This is a genomic window from Euzebyella saccharophila (assembly GCF_014855495.1).
GTDB lineage: Bacteria > Bacteroidota > Bacteroidia > Flavobacteriales > Flavobacteriaceae > Euzebyella > Euzebyella saccharophila.
The window spans coordinates 169,874-191,792 of sequence record NZ_JACYFJ010000002.1 but is presented as its reverse complement, the minus strand read 5'-3'; the positions used below and the strand labels follow the sequence as shown (position 1 = coordinate 191,792).

The 21,919-nt window shown below is 39.7% G+C and carries 23 protein-coding genes and 1 riboswitch; of the genes, 20 read left to right on the top strand and 3 right to left on the bottom strand.

Annotated elements, in window-relative coordinates; genetic code table 11:
• Positions 1–59: 59 nt before the first annotated feature.
• The 4 genes from IL355_RS07250 (at position 60) to IL355_RS07235 (ending at position 4,037) form a co-directional block, all read left to right on the top strand.
• Entirely contained in the window at positions 60–626 is a 567-nt protein-coding gene (locus tag IL355_RS07250; RefSeq protein WP_192461514.1) for a DUF4251 domain-containing protein, read from the top strand.
• Positions 627–720: 94 nt separating this feature from the next.
• Positions 721–1,839 (top strand): alkene reductase, encoded by a 1,119-nt coding sequence (locus IL355_RS07245; protein ID WP_192461513.1) that lies wholly within the window; start codon positions 721–723, stop codon positions 1,837–1,839.
• A gap of 10 nt (positions 1,840–1,849) precedes the next feature.
• The gene (locus tag IL355_RS07240) at positions 1,850–3,247 is read left to right on the top strand and encodes an NAD-dependent succinate-semialdehyde dehydrogenase (RefSeq protein ID WP_192461512.1); all 1,398 of its coding nucleotides are present in this window, start codon (positions 1,850–1,852) and stop codon (positions 3,245–3,247) included.
• 109 nt (positions 3,248–3,356) lie between these two features.
• Entirely contained in the window at positions 3,357–4,037 is a 681-nt protein-coding gene (locus IL355_RS07235; RefSeq protein WP_192461511.1) for a metal-dependent hydrolase, read from the top strand.
• Between the two features lie 93 nt (positions 4,038–4,130).
• Here IL355_RS07235 and IL355_RS07230 read toward each other — a convergent pair whose 3' ends face one another.
• Both IL355_RS07230 and IL355_RS07225 read right to left on the bottom strand, forming a co-directional pair.
• Positions 4,131–4,493 (bottom strand): DUF779 domain-containing protein, encoded by a 363-nt coding sequence (locus tag IL355_RS07230; protein WP_192461510.1) that lies wholly within the window; start codon positions 4,491–4,493, stop codon positions 4,131–4,133.
• 1 nt (position 4,494) lies between these two features.
• The gene (locus tag IL355_RS07225; RefSeq protein WP_187457248.1) at positions 4,495–6,018 is read right to left on the bottom strand and encodes an aldehyde dehydrogenase family protein; all 1,524 of its coding nucleotides are present in this window, start codon (positions 6,016–6,018) and stop codon (positions 4,495–4,497) included.
• 199 nt (positions 6,019–6,217) lie between these two features.
• On the opposite strand from IL355_RS07225, the gene IL355_RS07220 reads away from it, so the two are divergent.
• The 4 genes from IL355_RS07220 to IL355_RS07205 all read left to right on the top strand — a co-directional run bounded on the left by IL355_RS07220 (position 6,218) and on the right by IL355_RS07205 (position 10,974).
• Positions 6,218–7,123 carry an AraC family transcriptional regulator gene (locus IL355_RS07220; protein WP_192461509.1) on the top strand — a complete coding sequence of 302 codons (906 nt, stop codon included), beginning with the start codon at positions 6,218–6,220 and terminating at the stop codon, positions 7,121–7,123.
• A 200-nt stretch (positions 7,124–7,323) separates the two neighbouring features.
• A complete protein-coding gene (locus tag IL355_RS07215; protein WP_192461508.1) occupies positions 7,324–9,270 on the top strand; it encodes a hypothetical protein in 1,947 nt (648 codons plus the stop codon).
• Positions 9,263–10,096 (top strand): DUF2490 domain-containing protein, encoded by an 834-nt coding sequence (locus tag IL355_RS07210; RefSeq protein ID WP_187457251.1) that lies wholly within the window; start codon positions 9,263–9,265, stop codon positions 10,094–10,096. The genes IL355_RS07215 and IL355_RS07210 overlap by 8 nt, the downstream gene beginning before the upstream one ends.
• A 32-nt stretch (positions 10,097–10,128) precedes the next feature.
• Entirely contained in the window at positions 10,129–10,974 is an 846-nt protein-coding gene (locus IL355_RS07205; RefSeq protein ID WP_192461507.1) for an MORN repeat-containing protein, read from the top strand.
• 16 nt (positions 10,975–10,990) lie between these two features.
• On the opposite strand, the gene IL355_RS07200 is transcribed toward IL355_RS07205, so the two are convergent.
• Positions 10,991–11,887, bottom strand: a complete 897-nt coding sequence (locus IL355_RS07200) for an AraC family transcriptional regulator (RefSeq protein ID WP_192461506.1) — start codon at positions 11,885–11,887, stop codon at positions 10,991–10,993.
• A 158-nt stretch (positions 11,888–12,045) separates the two neighbouring features.
• Here IL355_RS07200 and IL355_RS07195 point away from each other — a divergent pair, with 158 nt between their 5' ends.
• The 12 genes from IL355_RS07195 to IL355_RS07140 all read left to right on the top strand — a co-directional run bounded on the left by IL355_RS07195 (position 12,046) and on the right by IL355_RS07140 (position 21,891).
• Entirely contained in the window at positions 12,046–12,720 is a 675-nt protein-coding gene (locus IL355_RS07195; RefSeq protein WP_192461505.1) for an NAD(P)H-dependent oxidoreductase, read from the top strand.
• Between the two features lie 5 nt (positions 12,721–12,725).
• Positions 12,726–13,559 (top strand): DUF4437 domain-containing protein, encoded by an 834-nt coding sequence (locus IL355_RS07190; RefSeq protein ID WP_192461504.1) that lies wholly within the window; start codon positions 12,726–12,728, stop codon positions 13,557–13,559.
• A gap of 221 nt (positions 13,560–13,780) precedes the next feature.
• Complete coding sequence (locus tag IL355_RS07185) at positions 13,781–14,233, top strand: ferritin-like domain-containing protein (RefSeq protein WP_192461503.1); 453 nt, start codon at positions 13,781–13,783, stop codon at positions 14,231–14,233.
• A 115-nt stretch (positions 14,234–14,348) separates the two neighbouring features.
• Positions 14,349–14,540: a cold-shock protein gene (locus IL355_RS07180; protein ID WP_192461502.1), complete on the top strand. Its 192-nt coding sequence runs from the start codon at positions 14,349–14,351 to the stop codon at positions 14,538–14,540.
• 111 nt (positions 14,541–14,651) lie between these two features.
• Positions 14,652–15,113 carry a cold-shock protein gene (locus IL355_RS07175; RefSeq protein WP_192461501.1) on the top strand — a complete coding sequence of 154 codons (462 nt, stop codon included), beginning with the start codon at positions 14,652–14,654 and terminating at the stop codon, positions 15,111–15,113.
• Between the two features lie 78 nt (positions 15,114–15,191).
• Positions 15,192–15,285, top strand: a riboswitch (TPP riboswitch).
• A 110-nt stretch (positions 15,286–15,395) separates the two neighbouring features.
• Positions 15,396–15,599, top strand: a complete 204-nt coding sequence (gene thiS, locus IL355_RS07170; protein WP_225621147.1) for a sulfur carrier protein ThiS — start codon at positions 15,396–15,398, stop codon at positions 15,597–15,599.
• A 52-nt stretch (positions 15,600–15,651) separates the two neighbouring features.
• The gene (gene thiC / locus IL355_RS07165; protein WP_192461500.1) at positions 15,652–17,511 is read left to right on the top strand and encodes a phosphomethylpyrimidine synthase ThiC; all 1,860 of its coding nucleotides are present in this window, start codon (positions 15,652–15,654) and stop codon (positions 17,509–17,511) included.
• A gap of 10 nt (positions 17,512–17,521) precedes the next feature.
• Entirely contained in the window at positions 17,522–18,139 is a 618-nt protein-coding gene (locus IL355_RS07160; protein ID WP_192461499.1) for a thiamine phosphate synthase, read from the top strand.
• Between the two features lie 9 nt (positions 18,140–18,148).
• The gene (gene thiE, locus IL355_RS07155) at positions 18,149–18,799 is read left to right on the top strand and encodes a thiamine phosphate synthase (protein ID WP_192461498.1); all 651 of its coding nucleotides are present in this window, start codon (positions 18,149–18,151) and stop codon (positions 18,797–18,799) included.
• 4 nt (positions 18,800–18,803) lie between these two features.
• Positions 18,804–19,577, top strand: coding sequence for a thiazole synthase (locus tag IL355_RS07150; RefSeq protein ID WP_192461497.1), 774 nt, complete (start codon positions 18,804–18,806; stop codon positions 19,575–19,577).
• A gap of 3 nt (positions 19,578–19,580) precedes the next feature.
• Positions 19,581–20,690 (top strand): 2-iminoacetate synthase ThiH, encoded by a 1,110-nt coding sequence (gene thiH / locus IL355_RS07145; RefSeq protein ID WP_192461496.1) that lies wholly within the window; start codon positions 19,581–19,583, stop codon positions 20,688–20,690.
• Between the two features lie 79 nt (positions 20,691–20,769).
• Entirely contained in the window at positions 20,770–21,891 is a 1,122-nt protein-coding gene (locus IL355_RS07140) for a DUF2254 domain-containing protein (protein WP_192461495.1), read from the top strand.
• Positions 21,892–21,919 lie beyond the last annotated feature (28 nt).

The following is a 21,919-nucleotide window of genomic DNA, read 5'->3' as shown; positions in this document are numbered from 1 at the left end:
CAATAGTGATAATCCACCAGCTTTTGAACTGGTGGATTTTTTATTTGTATCTTAATAGTATGCTTCGGATACCGTATTTTTTAAGCTTTTTAGGAGTTTTACTATCATTTCTTTGTTTCAGTTGTACAACCTCAAAATCTACTATTGCCCAACAATCTATAAGTGCACAGCTTTTGGATAGTTTGATTGCAGAAAAACGTTTTGTGATAACTCTTGATAGAGCAATGCCCATGATGACAAATAGTATGCAAAGCCTTGCAAATGCGGGATTATTCCCTCCGGGCAGTTCCCCTAGCCAAATTTATTTATCCGGTGGAAATAATCAACTAGAAATTAAAGGGGATAGTGCTATTGCCAACTTATCTTATTTTGGGGAGCGCCAAATGGGTGGAGGCTATAACAATAATGATGGAGGCATCGTATTTAAGGACGTGGCTAAAGATTGGGAATATGAAAGAGATGACTCAAAAGGAGTTCACACCTATAATTTTGAAATCCGAAACAAATCAGAGACATATCAAGTAACCGTTCGTTTATTTCCCAATTTAAGAACAACGGTTCAGGTTATGAGCAATCAAAGATTTAACATTGATTACCAGGGCAATGTAGCTGCATTGGAAAAATAACGCTTGTATACAATTACAATAACGTCAAAAAGCTTCTTTTTAGAGGCTTTTCTTCTTACATACTTCGGCTAACTTGTTCTTAAAATAAAATAATATGAAAGAGCAAGTTATATTGAATGATTATTTAATGGGCGAATTAAAACTACCAAATAGAGTAGTGATGGCCCCAATGACCCGTAGCCGGGCAAACAACGAGCACAACGCCCCAACCGAAGATTTACATGCACCATATTATACCCAAAGGGCTACTGCAGGCTTGATCATTACAGAAGGTCTTCAGGTATCTAAAAGAGGTATAGGATACATCAATACGCCGGGAATACATAGTCGAGAACAAGTAAATGGTTGGAAAAAGGTAACAAAATCTGTTCATCGTGCCGGAGGTAGAATTTTTGCACAATTATGGCACGTAGGTAGAATATCCCATCCAGATTTTCACAACGGGGATTTACCCTTGGCACCATCTGCTATTAATCCGGAAGCAGAAGTTTTTACCCCTGAGGGCAACAAACAGACCGTGACTCCAAAAGAAATGTCCATTGAAGAAATCAAAGAGACGCAAAAAGAATTTGTACAGGCGGCAATTAATGCGATAGAAGCAGGCTTTGATGGAGTGGAAATACACTCTTCCAACGGATACCTTTTTCATCAATTTTTTAATAAAACCAGTAATATAAGAACGGATGAATATGGGGGCTCCATTGAAAATAGGGCCCGTTTTTTCTTTGAAGTGTTGGATGCAATAATCAATGAAATACCCCAGAGTAAAGTTGGGGCAAGGTTCAATCCGTCACTCCATAATATTTTTGGAATGACCATGGACGAGGAGACCATACCTACTTTCGACTATATAATTCAAAAGCTTAGTTCTGACTATCAATTGGCTTATATACACTTGTCGGAACCTTTTAATGACGTATCAGATATCGAATACGCCGAAACTGAAATTGCTAAACGCTATAGACCAATGTATGATGGTACACTCATGATCAATGCAGGATTCGACCAAGAAAAGGCCAATAGGGTAGTGGAGTCCGGTGATGCCGATTTAGTTGCTTTCGGTAAACTATATATTTCCAATCCGGACTTGGTTGGTAGATTTAGACAAAATGTAGAGACAAGTCCATGGAATGAAGATACCTTTTATACTCCCGGAAAGGAAGGCTATTTAGATTATGAAGCAAAAACCAGGGAGCTAATTCCAAATAAATAATACACAAAATATGAGCACAGATACACTAGTGAACGGTTTTACTTTGTTAAACCCAACTACAGAAGATGAAATAAAAGAGTACGAATATATGACGATGTTGGAAGCTGAAAAGGCCGTGGCGAATTGCCACGGGGCATTTAGGGATTGGCGATTGCAATCCTTGGAACATCGAGCCGAAATCATCAAAAATATTGGTGCCAAATTAGGAGAACACAAAGATGAATTTGTTCGCTTAATGACCGATGAAATGGGAAAAACACGCAAACAGGGAGCACAGGAAATAGACTTGTGTATTGCTATTTGCAAATATACGGCTCAAAAAGGTCAGGAAATTTTAAAGGATGAAGAAAGAGATTTGCCGGAAGGGGGCAAGGGAGTCATCAGTTATTCACCTACTGGGGTTATTTATGGTATACAGCCGTGGAACTTTCCTGCATATCAAGCCGTGCGTTATTCCATTGCTAACCTAATGGCCGGAAATGGGGTTTTGCTTAAACATGCAGAAAATGTTACGGGTTCTGCCCTACTGCTTCAAAAAATTTATGAGGAAGCTGGCTTGCCTAAAAATCTTTTTAGCGTATTGATAATTGACCATGAACAATCCGATGAGATTATCAAAAACGATTTGGTAAGGGGTGTAACGCTTACAGGTAGCCCCAAAGCAGGTAAAATCGTTGCAGAAAAGGCTGCCGCAGTTCTTAAAAAAACGGTGTTGGAGCTTGGAAGTAATGATGCTTATATTGTTTTTGACGATGCAGATTTAGAGTTGGCGGTACAAGCATGTGTAACTGGCAGGATTTATAACAACGGGGAAACCTGTGTAGCGGCCAAACGATTTATAGTGGTAGAGGAACTTTACGATGATTTTAAAAAGGCCTTCATAAAAGCAATGAGGGATGTAAAAATGGGAGACCCGACCGATGAGTCTACAGATCTTGGGCCCATGGCAAGAAAGGATTTACGGGATAAACTACACGATCAAGTAGTTGAAAGTGTTGAGAAAGGAGCGACTGTTTTGTTGGGAGGTACTATTCCAGAAAAAAAAGGATTCTTTTATCCTGCAACCATTTTGGAAAATATTGAACCTGGTCAGCCCGCTTATGATGATGAACTTTTTGGTCCGGTGGCATCCTTGATTAAAGCGAAAAATAATCACGATGCCCTAAAAATTGCCAATGACAGCAAATACGGCTTGGGCGGGGGCATTTTTTCCAAGAATGAGGAAAAAGCCTTTGAAATGGCTAAAAAGTATTTTGACACGGGAATGGTCTTTATTAATTCTTTTGGGTTGGCACAACCCAACATGCCTTTTGGTGGCACAAAAGAATCCGGTTACGGTAGGGAACACGGCGGATTCGGGATTCGAGAATTTGTAAATGCAAAATCCGTGATGAAAGTAAAGATGTAATTACTATAACTAGTTTTTAAAAAAGGTTTTGGGAAGAAGATTTCTTTTTCTCAAAACCTTTGTAATTTAAAAGCGGTATTAAATTCCTTAAAACATTAAATTAAGTAAAATGAAAATAACACATTACGGTCAAAATACATTGGCAATTGAAATAGGGGAAACCCATATCATAGTGGATCCTTTTATCACTGAAAACGAACTTTCTAAAGACAAAATAGACATCAATAGTGTTAAGGCCGATTTTATATTCTTGACCCATGCCCATTTTGACCACACCTTAGATGCCGAAGCCATTGCAAAAAACACAGGTGCCACTATAGTAAGTAACTTTGAAATTTATAGCCATTATGCCTCAAAGGACTTAAATGCCATGCCCATGAACCAAGGCGGCATTAGAACATTTGATTTTGGTGAAGTCAAATACGTAAATGCTATTCATACGAGCAGTTTTCCTGATGGAAGCTATGGTGGCAACCCTGGAGGTTTTGTTATAACGGCAAATGGCAAGAGTATTTATATTTCAGGGGATACCGCTCTAACTATGGATATGAAACTTATTCCGCTGTATAAAAAAATAGATTTGGCGATTCTACCTCTTGGAGATGTGGTAACTATGGGAATTGATGACGCAATACACGCCAGCAATTTTGTAGAATGTGATAGAGTTTTAGGAGTACATTACGATGTTTTTCCTTTCACCAAAATTGATAAAACTTCAGCTAAGGACACCTTCTCAAAGGCCCAGAAAGAATTGATATTACTAGATGTGGGCGAGTCCATATCCATTTAAAGAATTTATTAAAAAGCGAAAGGTCCGGAAAAAATCCCGGACCTTTTTGCAACTGTTTTTACAAACAATCAACTAACAGTATTCTAATGGTGATCAAGACAACGCTTCAAGTTGAGTCAGTTCTTCTTCCTTAAAAATCCTAGATTTGATGACAAATCGTAAACCTAAAGGAATTTCAAGGGAAAAACTGGAACCTCTACCTGTAACCACATCTACGGTCAATTGGGTATGTTTCCAATACTCAAATTGATCTCTGCTCATATGAAAATCGCAGCCATGGATTTCCCCTAGAAGCACATCGCTCGAGTCAAGCATAAGTTCTCCTTTTGGGTAACACATGGGGGAAGACCCATCACAACATCCACCACTTTGGTGAAACATGAGTTCCCCATGTTGTTCCTTTAACTGATCAACCACCTTTTTCGCGGCCTCTGTTATTAGTACCCTTTCTACCATATTAAAAGAATCCTAATGCATTCTTATCATGTGAGATAAGCATGTTCTTAGTCTGTCTGTAATGGTCCAACATCATTTTGTGGTTTTCACGACCAATTCCAGATTTTTTGTATCCTCCAAACGGTGCGTGGGCAGGATATAAGTGGTAGCAATTGACCCAAACACGTCCGGCTTTTACCTGTCTTGAAATTTGATAGGCTTGGTGGGTATCCCTCGTCCAAACACCAGCACCTAGTCCGTAAAGCGTATCATTGGCAATTTCCAATGCCTCGGCTTCATCTTTAAAAGTAGTTACACAAGCTACAGGCCCAAAAATTTCTTCTTGAAATACCCGCATCTTATTATTTCCTTTTAAAAGGGTAGGCTGAATATAAAAACCACCTTCTAGTCCTTCATTGTACGCAGCTTCACCACCTGCCAGTACCTCACAACCTTCTTCCTTACCTATAGAAATGTAGTTAAGGATTTTTTCGTACTGGTCGTTGGAGGCTTGTGCACCCATCATAGTGGTTGTGTCCAAGGGATGCCCCATTTTAATGGCTTTCACCCTCTCAATCACTCTTTCTATAAATTGATCATAAATGCTCTCTTGAATTAAGATTCTTGAGGGACATGTGCAAACTTCCCCTTGATTTAAAGCGAACATGACCGCACCTTCCAGACATTTATCAAAGAAATCATCATCGGCATCCATAATACTTTCAAAGAAAATATTAGGGCTCTTGCCGCCTAACTCCAGAGTTACCGGAACAATATTCTTAGAAGCATATTGCATAATTAGCTGCCCGGTAGTAGTTTCTCCCGTAAATGCCACCTTGTTTATTCTAGGATTGGAGGCCAATGGCTTGCCTGCTTCTACACCAAAACCATTGACTACGTTCAATACCCCATCCGGTAGGATACCATCAATAAGTTCCATCAATAACATAATCCCCACCGGAGTTTGCTCTGCGGGCTTTAAAACCACGCAATTACCGGCCGCAAGAGCAGGAGCAATTTTCCAAGTAGCCATTAGAAGTGGAAAATTCCAAGGAATTATCTGCCCTACCACGCCCAGGGGCTCTTTTACGTTCATTGAAATGGTGGTGGAATCCAATTCACTAACACTGCCTTCCTCAGCTCGAATGACCCCTGCAAAATATCTAAAGTGGTCCACTGCCAAGGGTAAATCCGCCGCCAGTGTTTCCCTAAGGGCTTTTCCGTTATCCCATGTTTCTGCTCGGGCCAAGTTTTCTAAATTCTTTTCAATGACATCCGCTATTTTTAATAATGCATTGCTTCGTTCCGTTGCAGAACTGTTGTTCCAGGCAGGAGCCGCTTTCCATGCGGCATCTACGGCAAGGTTTATATCCTCTTCCGTAGAACGGGCCACCTTGGTAAAACTGTTTCCGTCCACCGGAGAAACATTATCAAAATACTGCCCTTTTACAGGTGCTACCCATTTACCACCTATAAAATTGTCATACTTGCTCTTAAAACTAGGTTTTACCAGTTCTTCTTTCTTAATAGTGCTTACGTCGCTCATATTCTGTAAATTTAAGTTGATGAATTAATAAATAACTGAGCTCCAAGTTACTAGGATTCAAGTAGGTTTTGATAGTACAATTCTATCAATCAAATGAACTATCCTATCAAAATTTATGAATTTCGTAAATTGAAGCAACCAATTTCATTAAATTACAAAAAATATCACTCGATTATGTTGATTTAGAAATATTTAACCTATGGAATTACCTAAGTCATTTTATGCCACCAGGAAACTTGTTGATGTGGTGGAGAATAAAACCACCTATGAGCTAAAGGACTCTGCGGTTCATATCTTTGAAACACATGAAAAAGCAGAACTGGTACAGTTAAAATTTGGGTCTCCCGTTTTGGCAAGTATGTTAGAGGGAAAGAAAATCATGCATTTAAAGGATATGCAGTCCTTTGATTTTCTCCCGGGTGAATCCCTTATTTTACCGGCAGATGAACTTATGTCCATAGACTTTCCCGATTCCACTAAAAAATCTCCTACCCGGTGCTTGGCTTTGGAGATAGGGGAGGACCGTATTCAAAGGGTAGCGCAATTGATGAATGAACAAATGGGCAAGGTAGAAGGGGACGAATGGGATTTGCTGGACTATAATTTTCATTTCACCAACGACCCCGGTCTTCATAAAATAATTCAAAGAATTGTCTATCTGTATGCAGAAAAACACCCTTCCAAGGACTTTTTTGTATCCAATATGTTACAGGAGTTGATTATTAGAATTTTACAGGCCAATACAAGAAAGGCCTATGCAAACAATTCCAAGGAATTGTCAAGCCATAATCGCTTTGCTTACATTATTGAATATATCAAACAAAACCTAGTTCAATCCTTAACAGTTAAAGAGCTTAGTGACAAGGCGTATATGAGCGAAAGTAACTTTTATAAAAAGTTCAAACAGGAAATGGGACAATCACCGGTAGATTTTATCAATCAAGAACGTATTGCCAAGGCAAGCGAGCTCTTAAGCAACGATGAAATGAACCTAACGGACGTATTTCTATCCTGCGGATTTAAAAATCGTTCCTATTTTAACAGAATGTTCAAACGGATTAAGGGAACCAGTCCCAGTCAATACCAGCAACGATTTAAAGATTAAGTACGTCAACAATTCAACTTTTCTCACAAAAGTCATCTGCTAGATTTCTAACTTAGTATCAAAATATTACTTCCCCTAACAAATCCTCAAATTTCATTCAAAAGCCTTCCTGATATCATAAAAACAGTGTTTTAGAAATCCATAAGGGACTGATTTGCGTATGTTAAAGCAAATACAAAACATCATATACCCCTTGCCGGATGAATTATTTTCCAAAACGGCTTTCACCCATTTTTTTGTTGCTCTTCTTAGGTTGTATTTTATATGCTCAGGAAAAGGAACAATACCTAGGTCCCTTTAACTTAGGTGACTACGAAGGCCAAGCCACCTTTGAATACATTACTAACGAACAGGATACCATTTACCATGGCCCTTTTGAACTTACCAGCACCAATCTAGGAGCACTTTTGAACGAAGCCGATACTTCCTTTAATTTTTCGGGAGCCTTTGAACAGAACAAGGCCAACGGACCTTGGCAGTTTCAGTTCGGTAAGTTTAAATCCAATAGTGAAAGTACTTTGGTTGGCTATGAATACCGGGTGCTGATCAGTGGTACCCAAGAGCAGGGTAGTGGCACCTTGCAAAGTGGAGTGCCAGATGGCCCTTGGGAATACCGAATTGATGTTATAAAGGATTCAGAAATAGAACAGACCTTGTTCAAAAGCAACATCAACTTTAAAAAGGGCACTCCCCAACAAAGTTTTCAGATGGAAAACAAGGCAACCGCCTTGGTAGGTAGAACCTTAAGAAACGGTTTGGCGCACGATGAATGGGAGTCGTATGAATCTCTGGAAATTGAGAATACAGAACGTTGGATTTTTGAGGAAGGCGTACTAAAATCAATTATTTTTTCCTCTGAAGGAAATACTTATGAAATTCCGGTATTTGAAAATAAGGGGGTACTTAAAACCATTCCCTTAGATGCATCGTTTATAGAGGTGCTTAGGGTCACCATTCCAGAAGAACATGTTAAAAGATTGCAAACGGGAATAGGAGCCCTGATTAGGGAGAATGCGGGGTATTACAAAAAAATGAACCATCTTCTCAATGAATTGGGTGAAGCCAATCTAGCACCAGGAATTCTTGCAAAAGTACCTCACTACCCTTTGGATTCCGTTCAACAAGGGTACCTGGCTCAAATGCAGAAAGATTATGAGGTTGCCAAAGAAATTGCTGATGAACTTCTTAAAAACAGCCATCTTAATATCATTAAACGTTCTGATGCGGATGCCCTTTACAAGTTTAAGGTGACAGAAAGAATCAACTCCCAGTATTTAAAGCCGCTGGGGAAAGTGAACAAAATGTACAAGCAGGGAATTGTAGGCAATATACCTACGGAACAACTGCTCGCCTCCTTATGGAAAGAGGGAATACCTACAAAAGAAATAACGGTAAGCGTAGATAGTCTCAATACTACAAGAACATTTGAACCCACCAATGCTTCCACATTTAATTTTAAGGAGCCTACTACCGAAACACTTCAGCAATTAGCAGCGTTTTCAAAACAAAGCTTAACGGAAATTAAAAGTTCCCTTTCAGATAGACTTACCAATGAGGCAAGGTTACAAGCGTTAAACGGGTTGGAAGAAGACCTCATTCAACTAAATGATAGCCTCGTTAGTAAAATTGACGCAAGTAGGGACAGTCTTCCAAAAAAATACCTTCCATCGCTCAAACATATAAAGAAATTGGCGGATGATTCTTTAGCCGAATATGCTGCACTTGGCAACGCAGAAGAAAAATTGGCTTTTGGTAATGACCTAAAGGCTTGTATAGGTACACTGCACATACTTTCGGACAAGTTGATCACCCTACCATCAGCCAGGGAAGATATTGAAAGATTATATCAAGATGCAGTTTGGAATCCCTTTATGGCTACGGTGATGGAGGAAGATGTGAAAAAAAGAATTACATCGGCCTACAAAAATGAACTTATTCCCTTTTTTATAAAAAGTGCTGAAAAAATCCAATGTACGAATGCGGAAGAATTGATGTCCCAAATAGAAGTTGTGAACCATAGAATGGAAATTTTAAGGGCAGGAAACACTAAAAAACTAGAAAGAAAATTAAAGCGCGAAAAGGACCCGCTCAAAATCATTCAATTATTACAACAGGAAGTAACCTCCAAAGATTCAACGCATGAATAGTAAGATACGCAGTAGCATTTGGTCCGTATGTCTTATTTGCCTTGCCGTTGGTAACTTATGGGCGCAGGAAGACGAAGAAAAAGTAGAATTACCTCCATATTCCAAATACAAGGACCCAACTACCAAAGTTTGGTTCAACACGTATGGAAATATTAGGATTGGAAAGCGCTTTTTCTGGGATGCGCAAACACATTTTAGATTTCAGGAAACGGAAAACACGCCCTTTATTGGCCAAGTAGGACAAATATATAACCGTCATGCCATAGGGTACATTTACTCCAAGAAGACCAATTTTAGTCTCGGTGGGGTTGTACGTATCAATTTTAATACTGATGAGGATTCTGAAGATAGAAATGTAGTACCGGAATGGCGTATTTGGCACCAATACCAATTTGCACAACCGCTATACACGGCCATGATTTACCACAGAATTCGTATTGAACACCGGTGGACACAGGGTTTTGAGGAAAACAGTAAATATATCTTTAGAAACAGGTGGCGTTATATGTTCCGTGCCAAAGTACCATTGAACAGCCACAAACTTAAGCCGCATACCATTTATGTTTCCCCAGAGGCAGAACTGATTATGCAAAGTGGTAAAGCGGTGGTGGATAGCCCCATGGAAGACTTACGTTTAACTACCACGTTGGGATATATTGCCACTCCAAGACTAACCTTTGCTGCAGGTTTAATGTACTCCCAAGGTCAGGATTTGGCGAACGGGGGATATTACAAACAATCATGGACCATGCGTTTTCATATGTACTATTCGCCGGACTTTAGAAGGGTTAAAAACAAGCTTCCGGACGTCCATTTAGATGATTAACACGTATCTAAGAACGTAACATTACCATACCTATGAAACTAAAATACCCAATTTTTTTCTTGGCATTGGCCGTAACAACTGCTTGTTCCGTTTACTTTTTCACAAAATCCAACAGTCTTAACAAGCAATTGAAAGACTCGAAGGAACAACAGGAAGTTGCCGTTTCCAAACTTATGGAATATGAGAAATTAGCTCAATTGGATTCCATTCTTCTTGAAGGCGATTATGATACCGCTATAAAGTCCTATTCCGAAAACCTGAGTGCCGAAAAGGAGAACAAAATGAGAATCCCTTTACGAATTGCATTAGCTGAAAAACTTGCCAAGGTACAAAGAAGCCCTTCAAGAAAAGAAGATTCCCTTAAGGCTGCATTGGACAGTTTGCCCAATCAGCAATTGACTTCATCCGAAGAACTCCGTAGATATGATTCCATCAACTTTACCTTGGAAAAGACCCGTGTTCAATTAGCTAGATTAAAGAGTCAGTTCCAAAACAAGGCGTATGGTGAATACTTAAAATTTAAAAGTAAAAAAGGAAATTTCATGCATTATGTAGGCCAAGTAAAAAACGGAAAGGCCAACGGTTTTGGAATTGCCGTTTTGGACAGTGGAAGTAGGTACGAAGGGGAGTGGAAAGACAATGAAAGACAGGGAGAGGGTACTTTTTATTGGCCTGATGGCGAATATTATGTAGGTACCTATCAAAACGATAAGCGTAGCGGTTTCGGTACCTATTATTGGCCAAATGGAGAAAAATACACCGGTCAATGGAAAGAAGACAAGCGTAGTGGAAACGGTCAATTCTTTGATGCCGATGGGGATTTAGTTGCCGGTGGGGAATGGAGCGAGGATAAACTTGTTGAAATCAACGATAGGTAAAATCGCGCAAACCTATTTATGCAGTGGCCGCAGCGGTGCAAACATTTCGCGTTAGCATGCGGTATTCCCCCTCTTTTTTGAAATCCCTAATAGAAATCCCAACATATTTTTTAAAGGTTTTGGATAGGTGACTAACATCTGTAAAACCTAATTCATCTGCAATTTCCGTAAGCGTTTTATCGCTATGTAATAGCCTAATTTCTACCAATTTTAATTTTGCCTTAATAATATATTCCCTGAGGGACATATTCACCTGTTTTCTAAAGTATTCGCTCACATAGGTGTGCGACATAGAAAAGAGGTCCGCCAAAATCTCTACTTTTAATTGATCGGGCTCTCCAATATGTTCATTCAAATATTGAAGCATCCTTACAATCCGGTCGTCCGTTTGATCTTTGATGGATTCAAAATAGATAGTCTTTTTAATATTGCGCATCAATAGTTCCAAAATGCCGGTCATAAGGCTGGTGATAAGCCCGTTAATAGTTTCCGTCTGGTTCCTGGCTTCCTGGAGGATTATATCTATCAGACGTTCCATGTGTTGCCTATCAATTTCAGACTGAATAACACTCCCGGGCAGTTGGTTGTAATTGGATAGAATATAAGAAGCCTCATCAAACCAAGCATTTCTATCTATAGAGCTTCCACCCACTTGCTTAAAAAAGGAATCGGAAAACTTGAGAAAGACAAAAGTCGTAGGCTCTTCCACGGTAAAAGAATGACATTTTAAGGGTGGATGTAGAAATATATCTCCTTTAGAATAGGCTTGTTCATTATAATTAATACACTGTGTTCCAGTCCCATTTCGGACCCACACCAGCTCAAAAAAATTATTTTTTACAGGCCTTTGTTTCCACTCGGCCAATCTCAACTCTTGTATTTCAAAAGGTTTATAAGTGTGAATAACATTCATTTTACTTAAAATTTATATCAAAGATAAATCAATTACTGCAAAATCAACATATTATGGTGAATCAAAACCTTTAAAAATACATCATTTACCATTTTTCATACCAAATATACCCGCTTAGGTACATGTACCTTTGTATCAAATTAAAAATTAACTATCTAATGGAAGAAACACAAATAGCAAAAGAAGACATTTTACAAGCATTTAATTTTCGTCATGCCACCAAAGAGTTTGATGCCACTAAGAAAATATCAGATGCAGATTTTGAATTTATTTTAGATACGGCACATTTATCACCCAGTTCTTTTGGTTTTGAGCCTTGGCATTTTGTAGTGGTACAAGACAAAGAATTGCGAGAATCACTTAAACCTTTTGCTTGGGGTGCGCCTTTAAAATTAGATACGGCAAGCCACTTTGTGTTAGGGTTGGCAATGAAAGCCCCTATGGTAAAACACGATGCAGAGTATATAGATGATATGATGCATAAAGTGAAGCAATTTCCAGCAGATGTGGTAGAAATGTATTCCAAGTTCTACAGAGAATTTCAGGAGCGCGATTTTAACTTGGATACCGATAAAAAATTATTCGATTGGTCCACCAAGCAAACCTACATCGCCTTGGCTAATATGATGACATCTGCTGCTTTGGTAGGTATAGATAGTTGCCCAATAGAAGGGTTTCATCAAACGGATATAGAACCCTTACTAAAAGACAAATTTGGTATTGATACGGACAAATATGGTTTAGCATTTATGGCCGCCTTTGGTTATAGAAAAGCAGACCCGGAATTTCCCAAAGTAAGAAGGGAAAAGACAGATATAATAACATGGAAATAGAAAAAATGAAAAAGTTCATATCAGGTGTTTTTGCCTTGGCTTTAGCAATAACGGCTACTGCACAAACCCCCACAACAGACACCGCAAAAAGTAAAAACGAGGTAGTAACCCAAGACCAAATAGATTGGGGATGGTTAAATCCTGCCAGAGGCGATAAAAGTCCGGCTGCAGGGCAATTATGGGGCGACCGTACCAAGAATGAACCTTCTGGTTTTTTGGTGAAGTTCAACAAAGGTTTTTCCTCACCACCACATATTCATAATATAACTTACCGTGCTGTAGTGATTAAAGGATTGTTGCATAATGATGACCCAAAAGCTGAAGAAATGTGGTTGCCTGCAGGGAGCTATTGGCAGCAGCCTGCTGGTGAAGGACACGTAACCGCTGCAGATGGGGAAGAAAATATGGCTTTTTTAGATATTCAAGAAGGTCCGTATTTAGTGAAACCTACAGAAGAGGCATTTGACAATGGGGAGCGACCAATCAATATAGATGAATCTAACCTTGTATGGTTGCATGCCAAGGATATGGAGTGGGTTTCAGAAAAGAGTAAGGTAGAAATTGCCTTTTTATGGGGAAGCCATAATGCCAATCAGTTACGAGCAACCCTATTAAAATTACCAGCTGGTTTTAAAGGAAGTATTAAAAATTTAAGTCCAAACTTTAGAGCTGTGGTTATTTCTGGTAAAGTAACCCATCAGTTTTCTAAAAAAGATGCTAAAAATGTATTGGAAGCCGGGTCTTATTTTGGTGCAGAATATGACGCTTCACCACGTTTAAGTACAGATACAGAAACGGTTATTTACATTCGCTCTAATGGTGATTTTGAAGTGCAATAAGTCCAAAAGGTTTTCGTGAAAGGAACCATAAGAAGCTAAACTAACCAAATCATGCATTTTATGCATAGTGAAGTCTCAATTGATTTAAAAACTGATATAATTTCCGTAAAATTCCCAAGCCTTCTATTCTCGTCAATCATTTCTGCTATTGCATCCATCATTCTCTTTGTGATAGAGTAATTTGCCTAAAACGAATTACAAATTTAATACCAGATAATAGAATGAATGCAGATGTAAAAAGTATTGAACAAAGCTTACAGGAAGTAGTAGATAAAAATGAGGATGCTATTAAGGGATTTGAGAAAGCCGCTGAAAACTCTAAGGAAAGAAGTACTAAAAGTTATTTCTTAGGCCGCATAGAAAATAGAAAGCAGTTTTTAAAGCAATTAAAAAATGCGGTACCCGAATTAAAATTGGGAAATGAAAAAATTGAAGGAACTACTTCTGGTGCTGTCCACAGGTCTTGGATGGATGTAAAAGCCTTCTTTTCAGGGGATAATGATGAAGCCATGCTTGAGGAAGCTGTAAGAGGTGATAAAAGTGCCCTTAAGGAATATAACGAAGTTTTGGCTGAAACTATGGTTCCAGCAAGGGTAAGGGTAATTTTACGCGAGCAAAAAAGTACGATTCAAAACGATTTGGAAACCTCCGATATTTTGGAAGATTTTAGATAATATATTTTATGCTTGTTCTATTAATTTTAAATAATTGAAAATAAGTAAAATAAAAGGTTGTTTATCCAAAAATTAGCATCACCTTTGCCACTTATTAATTAATTAAAATAGTATAATGAGTAAAGGAACTGTAAAATTCTTCAATGATTCTAAAGGTTATGGATTCATAACTGAAGACGGAGTAAATGAAGATCATTTTGTACACGTTTCTGGATTGATTGACGAGGTTCGCGAAGGTGACCAAGTTGAATTTAATTTAGAGCAAGGTAAAAAAGGTTTGAATGCTGTAGACGTAAAAGTCGTTTAACCAGTATTTTATATAATATCTTTGGGCCTATCCGTATTGGATAGGCTTTTTTATTGCAACAAATTCGGAGTTTGCAATAATTTATCCTACATTATAGACTTAATTATATATATGGCAAAATCGCAACAGACTTATAATAAAAGAGAGAAAGAAAAAAAACGCCTTAAGAAGCGTGAAGAAAAGCTAAAAAAGAAAGAGGCCAGAAAGGCCGAAGCCAAAGAAGGGGACGGAGGCATTCCTTTTGCCTACGTTGATAAATTTGGTAATCTTACCGATACCCCTCCCGAAAAAACCGAAGAAGAGGAAATTGATGCTTCGGAAATAGTATTGGGCATTCCTAAAAAGGAAGAAACGGACGAAGATAAATTTGACCCTATTAGAAATGGGAAAGTTTCCTTTTTTGATCATTCCAAGGGATTTGGGTTTATCATCGATTCAGAAAATAACGAGAAATATTTCTGTCATATCAGCCAAGTGCAATCCGCTGAAATGAACGAAAACGAAAAAGTTACTTTTGAATTGGAAAAAGGCCAACGCGGAATGAACGCCGTCCGGGTCAATAAGGCGGAGTAATTTCCCACTAATTTGAGCTTTTTATAGAAGAAACGTATATTCTTCTTACTATTCAAAACAAAGTTGCTACATTTGTAACGTAAACTTTAGGGGTGTTCCTGTTCGGAACTGAGACATACCCTTTGAACCTGATGCGGTTAGTACCGCCGAAGGGAAAAGTTGAAAAACATTCTGTAATGGGTGTTTACGACCTTTTCATTTAAGTGACCTCTTTTTCTACACGGTCGCTTTTAGTTCAAAGATATTTTCAAGCCCTTATCGTTACAACAAAATCTATACTGTATGATAACGATAACAATGAACCTACAGAAGTTGGAAGTGCCTGAAAATACGAGCCTTCAACAAGTTTTGGAAAATTCGCGCACGCCTTCCTCCGGCATAGCCGTGGCCATCAACGAGCAAATTATTCCGAAATCTGAATGGTCTTCCCAATTGTTGAAAAATAATGACCAATTATTGGTTATTCAAGCAGTTCAGGGCGGATAATATCCTAGTCAACAGTTGATTGAACAAGTTTTCCAATCCCAATACTATAAATATGAAAAGCAAAGATACAGCACCTAAGAAGGATGTCATCTCTAGACAACCATTCCCTAATTCCAAAAAAATATATGTTCAGGGAAAATTGCATCCACAGGTCAAAGTGGCCATGCGAGAAATAAACTTGAGCGACACCAAAGATTCCCTTACCGGAAAGCTGGTACCTAATGAACCGGTTACGGTGTATGATACTTCCGGACCGTATACGGACCCCAATCAAGAAATTGATGTTCACAAAGGACTGGAACGCTTAAAACTTCCTTGGATATTAGAACGGGGGGACGTAGAACAATTGGACAGTTTTACCTCAGAATTTTGTAACAAGCGCTTGAACGATTCTGAGTTAAATCATATGCGTTTTGCCCATTTAAAAAAACCGTTTCGTGCAAAAAAAGGTAAAAACGTGACCCAGCTTCACTATGCCAAAAAAGGAATTATCACCCCGGAAATGGAGTACATCGCCATTCGTGAAAACCAACGCATTGATGAAATGACCGAAATATCCCAACAACACCAAGGCGAAAGTTTTGGTGCTGCCATTCCATCGAAAATAACTCCGGAATTTGTTCGGGAAGAAGTTGCCCGTGGTCGTGCGGTAATTCCCTCCAACATCAACCACCCAGAAGCGGAGCCAATGATTTTAGGCCGCAATTTCTTGGTAAAGATCAATGCGAACATTGGAAATTCCGCCACCACATCTTCCATTGAAGAGGAGGTGGAAAAGGCGGTTTGGGCCTGTAGGTGGGGTGCAGATAATATTATGGATCTATCCACAGGCAAGAATATTCACGAAACCAGGGAATGGATTATTAGAAATTCCCCTGTTCCCGTAGGTACCGTGCCTATTTATCAAGCCTTGGAAAAGGTAAACGGAGTTGCTGAAGACCTTACTTGGGAACTATTTAAAGATACCCTTATTGAACAAGCAGAGCAGGGCGTAGACTATTTTACGCTTCACGCTGGGGTACTTTTGCGTTATGTGCCCATGACGGCCAAACGGGTAACGGGTATCGTTTCCCGAGGCGGTTCCATTATGGCTAAATGGTGTTTGGCGCACCATAAAGAAAACTTTATTTACACCCATTTTGAGGAAATTTGCGAAGTAATGAAACAGTATGATGTTTCCTTTTCGCTTGGGGATGGCCTGCGGCCCGGTTCGGTAGCGGATGCCAATGACGAAGCACAATTTGCCGAACTTGAAACGCTGGGCGAATTGACGCAAATTGCCCGAAGGCACGAGGTGCAGTGCTTTATTGAAGGTCCCGGTCACGTACCTATGCACATGATCAAAGAAAATATGGACAAGCAGATCGAAGTATGTGACGAAGCTCCATTTTACACGTTGGGCCCCTTAACTACGGACATTGCCCCCGGTTATGACCATATTACTTCAGGTATAGGTGCCGCCATGATTGGCTGGTATGGCTGTGCCATGTTGTGCTATGTAACACCCAAGGAGCATTTGGGCTTACCCAACAAAGAAGACGTGCGAACAGGGGTGGTCACCTATAAATTGGCGGCCCATGCAGCAGATTTGGCCAAGGGTCACCCTGGTGCACAGCACCGGGACAATGCTTTGAGCAAGGCCCGATTCGAATTTCGATGGGAAGACCAATTCAATTTAGGACTGGATCCGGAATTGGCGAGGGAATACCATGACGAAACCTTACCGGCGGACGGAGCCAAAATTGCACATTTCTGTTCCATGTGCGGACCCAAATTCTGTTCCATGAAAATATCACAGGAAGTGAGGGATTTCGCAGCTAAAAACAAGGTGAATGAAGAAACGGTTGTTGAAATGGGGATGGAGGAAAAATCACAGGAATTTAGGGACAAAGGCTCGGAAGTGTACCTCTAATTAAATCAAAATGATTGTACTGATTTCTCCAGAAAATGATATACCGAATGAGCTGCCACTCCTTCACCAACTATTTGAGGAAGGTCTGCAGTGCTTCCACCTTCGGAAACCAAAAAGGAGTATAGGAGACTATGAAAAATACCTCTCCCAACTAGATGAAAAATATCATCATAAGGTAGTTATACATGAACACTACCAATTGCTTAATAAGTTTGATTTAAAGGGAATCCATTTTCCGGAACGAACGCGGAATCAGTTGCTATCCGATAACAAAATACATTTGAATTATAGGTTTGTAAAAACGACTGAAACAATTGATTTTCAAATAGATAAAAATAAAACATCAAGCACTTCATTTCATGATATTTCGGTGCTTGAGCAATGTCCAATTGCATTCGATTATCAATTTTTAAGTCCGGTATTTACTTCCATTTCGAAGGAAAATTATAGAGGAAAACAGTTTGACGTAAACTCTATTTCTAAGAAGGTCATCGGTCTTGGTGGTATCGATAAATCGAATATTGGTAAGCTACAAAAATTAGGTTATTCCGGAGCGGCATTAATGGGAGGAATATGGAAAAGTCCTTCTCCCATGGCCGATTTTAAAGAAATGCAGCAACACTTTTAAAACCAAAAAATGCCTTTACCCCAACTCCATTATATTTCTCAAGGAAACAATCCCGAGGAGCACTTACAAAACATTCAAAAAGCCTGTACCTACGGTGCGGAATTGGTTCAGCTCCGTATGAAAAATGAATCCGAAGAATCCGTTTTAAAAATAGCTCATGAAGCGAGAGCAATTACGGCCCATTTTCAAACCCGATTGATTATCAACGATTATTATAAAATCGCCAAAGAAGTGAAAGCGGATGGCGTACATCTAGGTCAAATGGATGAAGACCCGGCCAAGGTACGAGAACATCTAGGAAACGCATTTACCATCGGCGGTACGGCCAATACCTTGGAAGACTGTCAGTCATTACTAAAAAAACAAGTGGATTACATCGGGCTGGGGCCTTTTAGCTTCACCACTACCAAAAAGAACCTGAGTCCCATTATTCCGCTAGAGGAATATCAAAGAATAGTTAATGAAATCAACGGAAAAGTACTGGTAATTGGCATAGGCGGAATTACCCTCGAGGATGCCCCAAAAATCCTTAAAACTGGAGTATATGGCTTGGCGGTTTCCGGTGAGATTACCAAAGATTTTTCAAAAATTCAGCATTTCCATCGACTTTTAAAAGGTTCTGATGTACAGGAACAGGTCTGGAATGCCCCCAAAAATTAATTAAATGAACGATACCTTACAAATAGCAAACAAAACCTTTCACTCAAGATTATTTACCGGCACCGGAAAATTTTCGAGTGTACAGACCATGAAAGAAGCGGTGTTTGCATCAGAAAGTGAATTGGTAACGGTAGCCCTCAAAAGGGTAGAGGTAAGCAATCATGCAGATGATATGCTGGTGCATCTGAATGCCCCCCACTTGCATCTACTGCCCAATACCTCGGGCGTACGCATGGCAAAGGAGGCGGTATTTGCAGCTCAATTAGCCCGTGAAGCCCTCGAAACCAATTGGGTAAAGCTGGAAATCCACCCGGACCCTAAGTATTTACTACCCGACTCCATAGAGACCTTGGCGGCCGCTGAAGAATTGGTAAAACTAGGCTTCGTAGTGATGCCTTATATTCATGCGGACCCCGTACTTTGCAAACGTCTTGAGGAAGTGGGCGCCCAATGCGTGATGCCATTGGGGGCACCCATTGGTAGTAATAAGGGACTTAAAACATCCGATTTTCTTGAAATTATCATTGAACAAAGCAATGTTCCCGTCATAGTGGATGCTGGTATTGGCGCTCCCTCACATGCAGCACATGCCATGGAATTGGGTGCCGACGCCGTTCTGGTCAACACCGCCATTGCGGTTTCACAAAATCCAGTGGAAATGGCAAAAGCCTTTAAAATGGCAGTAGAAGCCGGTAGAATAGCCTACAAAGCAAAATTGGCTCCTGAAAGAAAACATGCCGAAGCCAGTAGTCCCTTGACCTCCTTTTTAAACACCTAATAAATGTCTTTTAGAAACACTTTTGACAATTACGATTGGGATAGCCTAGAAAGCGACATTTACAAAATAACGGAGCGGGAAGTAGCGGCTGTTTTAAGGAAAGAGAAAATGGACCTGCACGATTTTAAAGCCCTGATTTCGCCCGCTGCGGCTCCCTTTTTAGAGGAAATGGCCCAACGAAGTCACGAGCTCACCAAAAAACGCTTTGGCAATACCTTGCAGATGTACCTGCCACTTTACCTTTCCAATGAATGCCAGAATATCTGTACTTACTGCGGATTTAGCATGACCAATAAAATCCCCAGAAAAACCCTTACTGATCAGGAAATTATTCAAGAAGCGGAACATATTAAAAAGTTGGGCTACGACCATGTTCTATTGGTGACCGGGGAGGCGAATAAAAAGGTTGGGGTTTCCTTTATCAAAAATGCCATTGAGCTATTGAAACCCTATTTTTCCAATATTTCCATGGAAGTGCAGCCATTGGACCAAGAAGAATACGAATTATTGGCCAATGCCGGATTGTATGCTGTGCTGGTGTACCAAGAAACCTATCACGAAGCCACGTATAAAATCCATCATCCCAAGGGAAAAAAATCCAATTTCAATTATCGGTTGGATACGCCAGACCGACTAGGAAAGGCCGGAATACATAAAATTGGTATTGGCGCCCTTTACGGATTGGAAGATTGGCGAGTGGATAGTTTTTACACAGCGCTTCACCTTAAATATTTGCAAAAAACCTATTGGAAAACCAAGTACAGCATCTCCTTCCCCAGACTCCGGCCACATCAAGGAGAGGTACAACCAAAATTGGAAATGACCGATGCCGATTTGGTGCAGCTCATTTGTGCATACCGACTTTTAGATGAAGATGTAGAACTTTCGATGAGTACCCGTGAAAGTGAAAACTTCCGAAACAACATCATCAAACTGGGTATTACAAGTATTTCTGCGGAAAGTAAGACCAATCCCGGAGGGTATAGTGTAGCGCCACAATCATTGGAACAATTTGAAATTTCCGATGAACGGCCCACCCAAACTATAGCCGATGTCATAAGGAAACAAGGCTATGAACCTGTTTTTAAGGATTGGGAGGCATTTCAGAAGTAAGTGATTCCGTTAATCAATAATCGCTTTGAGGTATCTTGACTGCCCATGATGGCGTAATCTTGTTCTCTAAGTTTAGAACATGGTCCGCATTTTGTCCATCATCAGAAGGGTAATCAACAGCATCTCCTTTCTAACTTTTTGCATTGCCTTCGCCTTTGGTCTATTGGCCGTGCTTTTGGTCGCTTTTAATCCAGATTTCTTGGACGACTATCCTTCCTTGGCAATCTCGGATGTGGAGAGCATCAAATTCATTTTATCCTTCACTATTGGAGGTATTTTCACCTTGACCATTTTCAGCTATACCATGGTGATGGACGTTCTAAATAGGAGTATTAGCAACTATTCGCCCCGATTGATACCGTTGATTCTGCGGGAAAAACACCATCAAGTAATTTTGGGCGTCACCAGTGGAACTATAGTGTATTGCTTGGTAATGGCAGCCTTTATCTCCAGTGATAATCACGACAAATTTCCATCCGTTGCAGCTCCATTGGCCATTTTGATGGGAATTATCAGCATACTATTATTTATCTATTTCATTCACAGTGTCTCGCAGACTATTCATGTGAATTATGTTTTACGTAAATCCTTTTTAAATACTAAAAATAGAATGCAGCACTTAATAGATCTTCCTTTTGAAAAAATTAAGGAATTACGACCCGAAAGTTTTTGGAAGGAACATATTTGCTTTCCGCAATGTGGCTATTTGAACAGCATCCGTACCCAAAAATTAATATCCCTTTCCGAAGAGCACAAAATAGAACTGAAGTTGCTGAAAAACATGGGTAGTTTTGTACTGGAGGGAGAACCTGTTTTGGCCGTATCTAGGGAGGTAGGTGATAAAATTAGAAAAGAGCTGATGCGCTGTATTAGCATCGATAGGGCGGAAGCTATTGAGGTTATTGAAGTAGGCTTCAAGCATTTGGTAGAAGTAGGGGTAAAGGCCAGTTCTCCCGCAGTTAACGACCCGGGAACTGCATTGATGTCCATTGATTATCTTACGCAACTCCTCATACATCGAAAAAATATAGAGGAATTTACAGCAATGAAATCTGATAAAGGCGGTATCCTCTTTTTTAGCTTGGTACCTATTGAAACACTTAAGGAGTTGTGCTTTGCAGAAATGGAACACTTTATGGGCGAGGACCCTATTTTACACCGAAAATTGGCTTGGAGTAAAAAAATACTCAAAAACTTATAATTAAAAAGCCACCTATTTTATGGTAGGC

Bases quoted from the DNA above. Each gene is read 5' to 3' on its own strand.
- IL355_RS07250 (WP_192461514.1), top strand. From the start codon at position 60: ATGCTTCGGATACCGTATTTTTTAAGCTTTTTAGGAGTTTTACTATCA.
- IL355_RS07245 (WP_192461513.1), top strand. From the start codon at position 721: ATGAAAGAGCAAGTTATATTGAATGATTATTTAATGGGCGAATTAAAA.
- IL355_RS07240 (WP_192461512.1), top strand. From the start codon at position 1,850: ATGAGCACAGATACACTAGTGAACGGTTTTACTTTGTTAAACCCAACT.
- IL355_RS07235 (WP_192461511.1), top strand. From the start codon at position 3,357: ATGAAAATAACACATTACGGTCAAAATACATTGGCAATTGAAATAGGG.
- IL355_RS07230 (WP_192461510.1), bottom strand. From the start codon at position 4,493: ATGGTAGAAAGGGTACTAATAACAGAGGCCGCGAAAAAGGTGGTTGAT.
- IL355_RS07225 (WP_187457248.1), bottom strand. From the start codon at position 6,018: ATGAGCGACGTAAGCACTATTAAGAAAGAAGAACTGGTAAAACCTAGT.
- IL355_RS07220 (WP_192461509.1), top strand. From the start codon at position 6,218: ATGGAATTACCTAAGTCATTTTATGCCACCAGGAAACTTGTTGATGTG.
- IL355_RS07215 (WP_192461508.1), top strand. From the start codon at position 7,324: ATGAATTATTTTCCAAAACGGCTTTCACCCATTTTTTTGTTGCTCTTC.
- IL355_RS07210 (WP_187457251.1), top strand. From the start codon at position 9,263: ATGAATAGTAAGATACGCAGTAGCATTTGGTCCGTATGTCTTATTTGC.
- IL355_RS07205 (WP_192461507.1), top strand. From the start codon at position 10,129: ATGAAACTAAAATACCCAATTTTTTTCTTGGCATTGGCCGTAACAACT.
- IL355_RS07200 (WP_192461506.1), bottom strand. From the start codon at position 11,887: ATGAATGTTATTCACACTTATAAACCTTTTGAAATACAAGAGTTGAGA.
- IL355_RS07195 (WP_192461505.1), top strand. From the start codon at position 12,046: ATGGAAGAAACACAAATAGCAAAAGAAGACATTTTACAAGCATTTAAT.
- IL355_RS07190 (WP_192461504.1), top strand. From the start codon at position 12,726: ATGAAAAAGTTCATATCAGGTGTTTTTGCCTTGGCTTTAGCAATAACG.
- IL355_RS07185 (WP_192461503.1), top strand. From the start codon at position 13,781: ATGAATGCAGATGTAAAAAGTATTGAACAAAGCTTACAGGAAGTAGTA.
- IL355_RS07180 (WP_192461502.1), top strand. From the start codon at position 14,349: ATGAGTAAAGGAACTGTAAAATTCTTCAATGATTCTAAAGGTTATGGA.
- IL355_RS07175 (WP_192461501.1), top strand. From the start codon at position 14,652: ATGGCAAAATCGCAACAGACTTATAATAAAAGAGAGAAAGAAAAAAAA.
- thiS (WP_225621147.1), top strand. From the start codon at position 15,396: ATGATAACGATAACAATGAACCTACAGAAGTTGGAAGTGCCTGAAAAT.
- thiC (WP_192461500.1), top strand. From the start codon at position 15,652: ATGAAAAGCAAAGATACAGCACCTAAGAAGGATGTCATCTCTAGACAA.
- IL355_RS07160 (WP_192461499.1), top strand. From the start codon at position 17,522: ATGATTGTACTGATTTCTCCAGAAAATGATATACCGAATGAGCTGCCA.
- thiE (WP_192461498.1), top strand. From the start codon at position 18,149: ATGCCTTTACCCCAACTCCATTATATTTCTCAAGGAAACAATCCCGAG.
- IL355_RS07150 (WP_192461497.1), top strand. From the start codon at position 18,804: ATGAACGATACCTTACAAATAGCAAACAAAACCTTTCACTCAAGATTA.
- thiH (WP_192461496.1), top strand. From the start codon at position 19,581: ATGTCTTTTAGAAACACTTTTGACAATTACGATTGGGATAGCCTAGAA.
- IL355_RS07140 (WP_192461495.1), top strand. From the start codon at position 20,770: ATGGTCCGCATTTTGTCCATCATCAGAAGGGTAATCAACAGCATCTCC.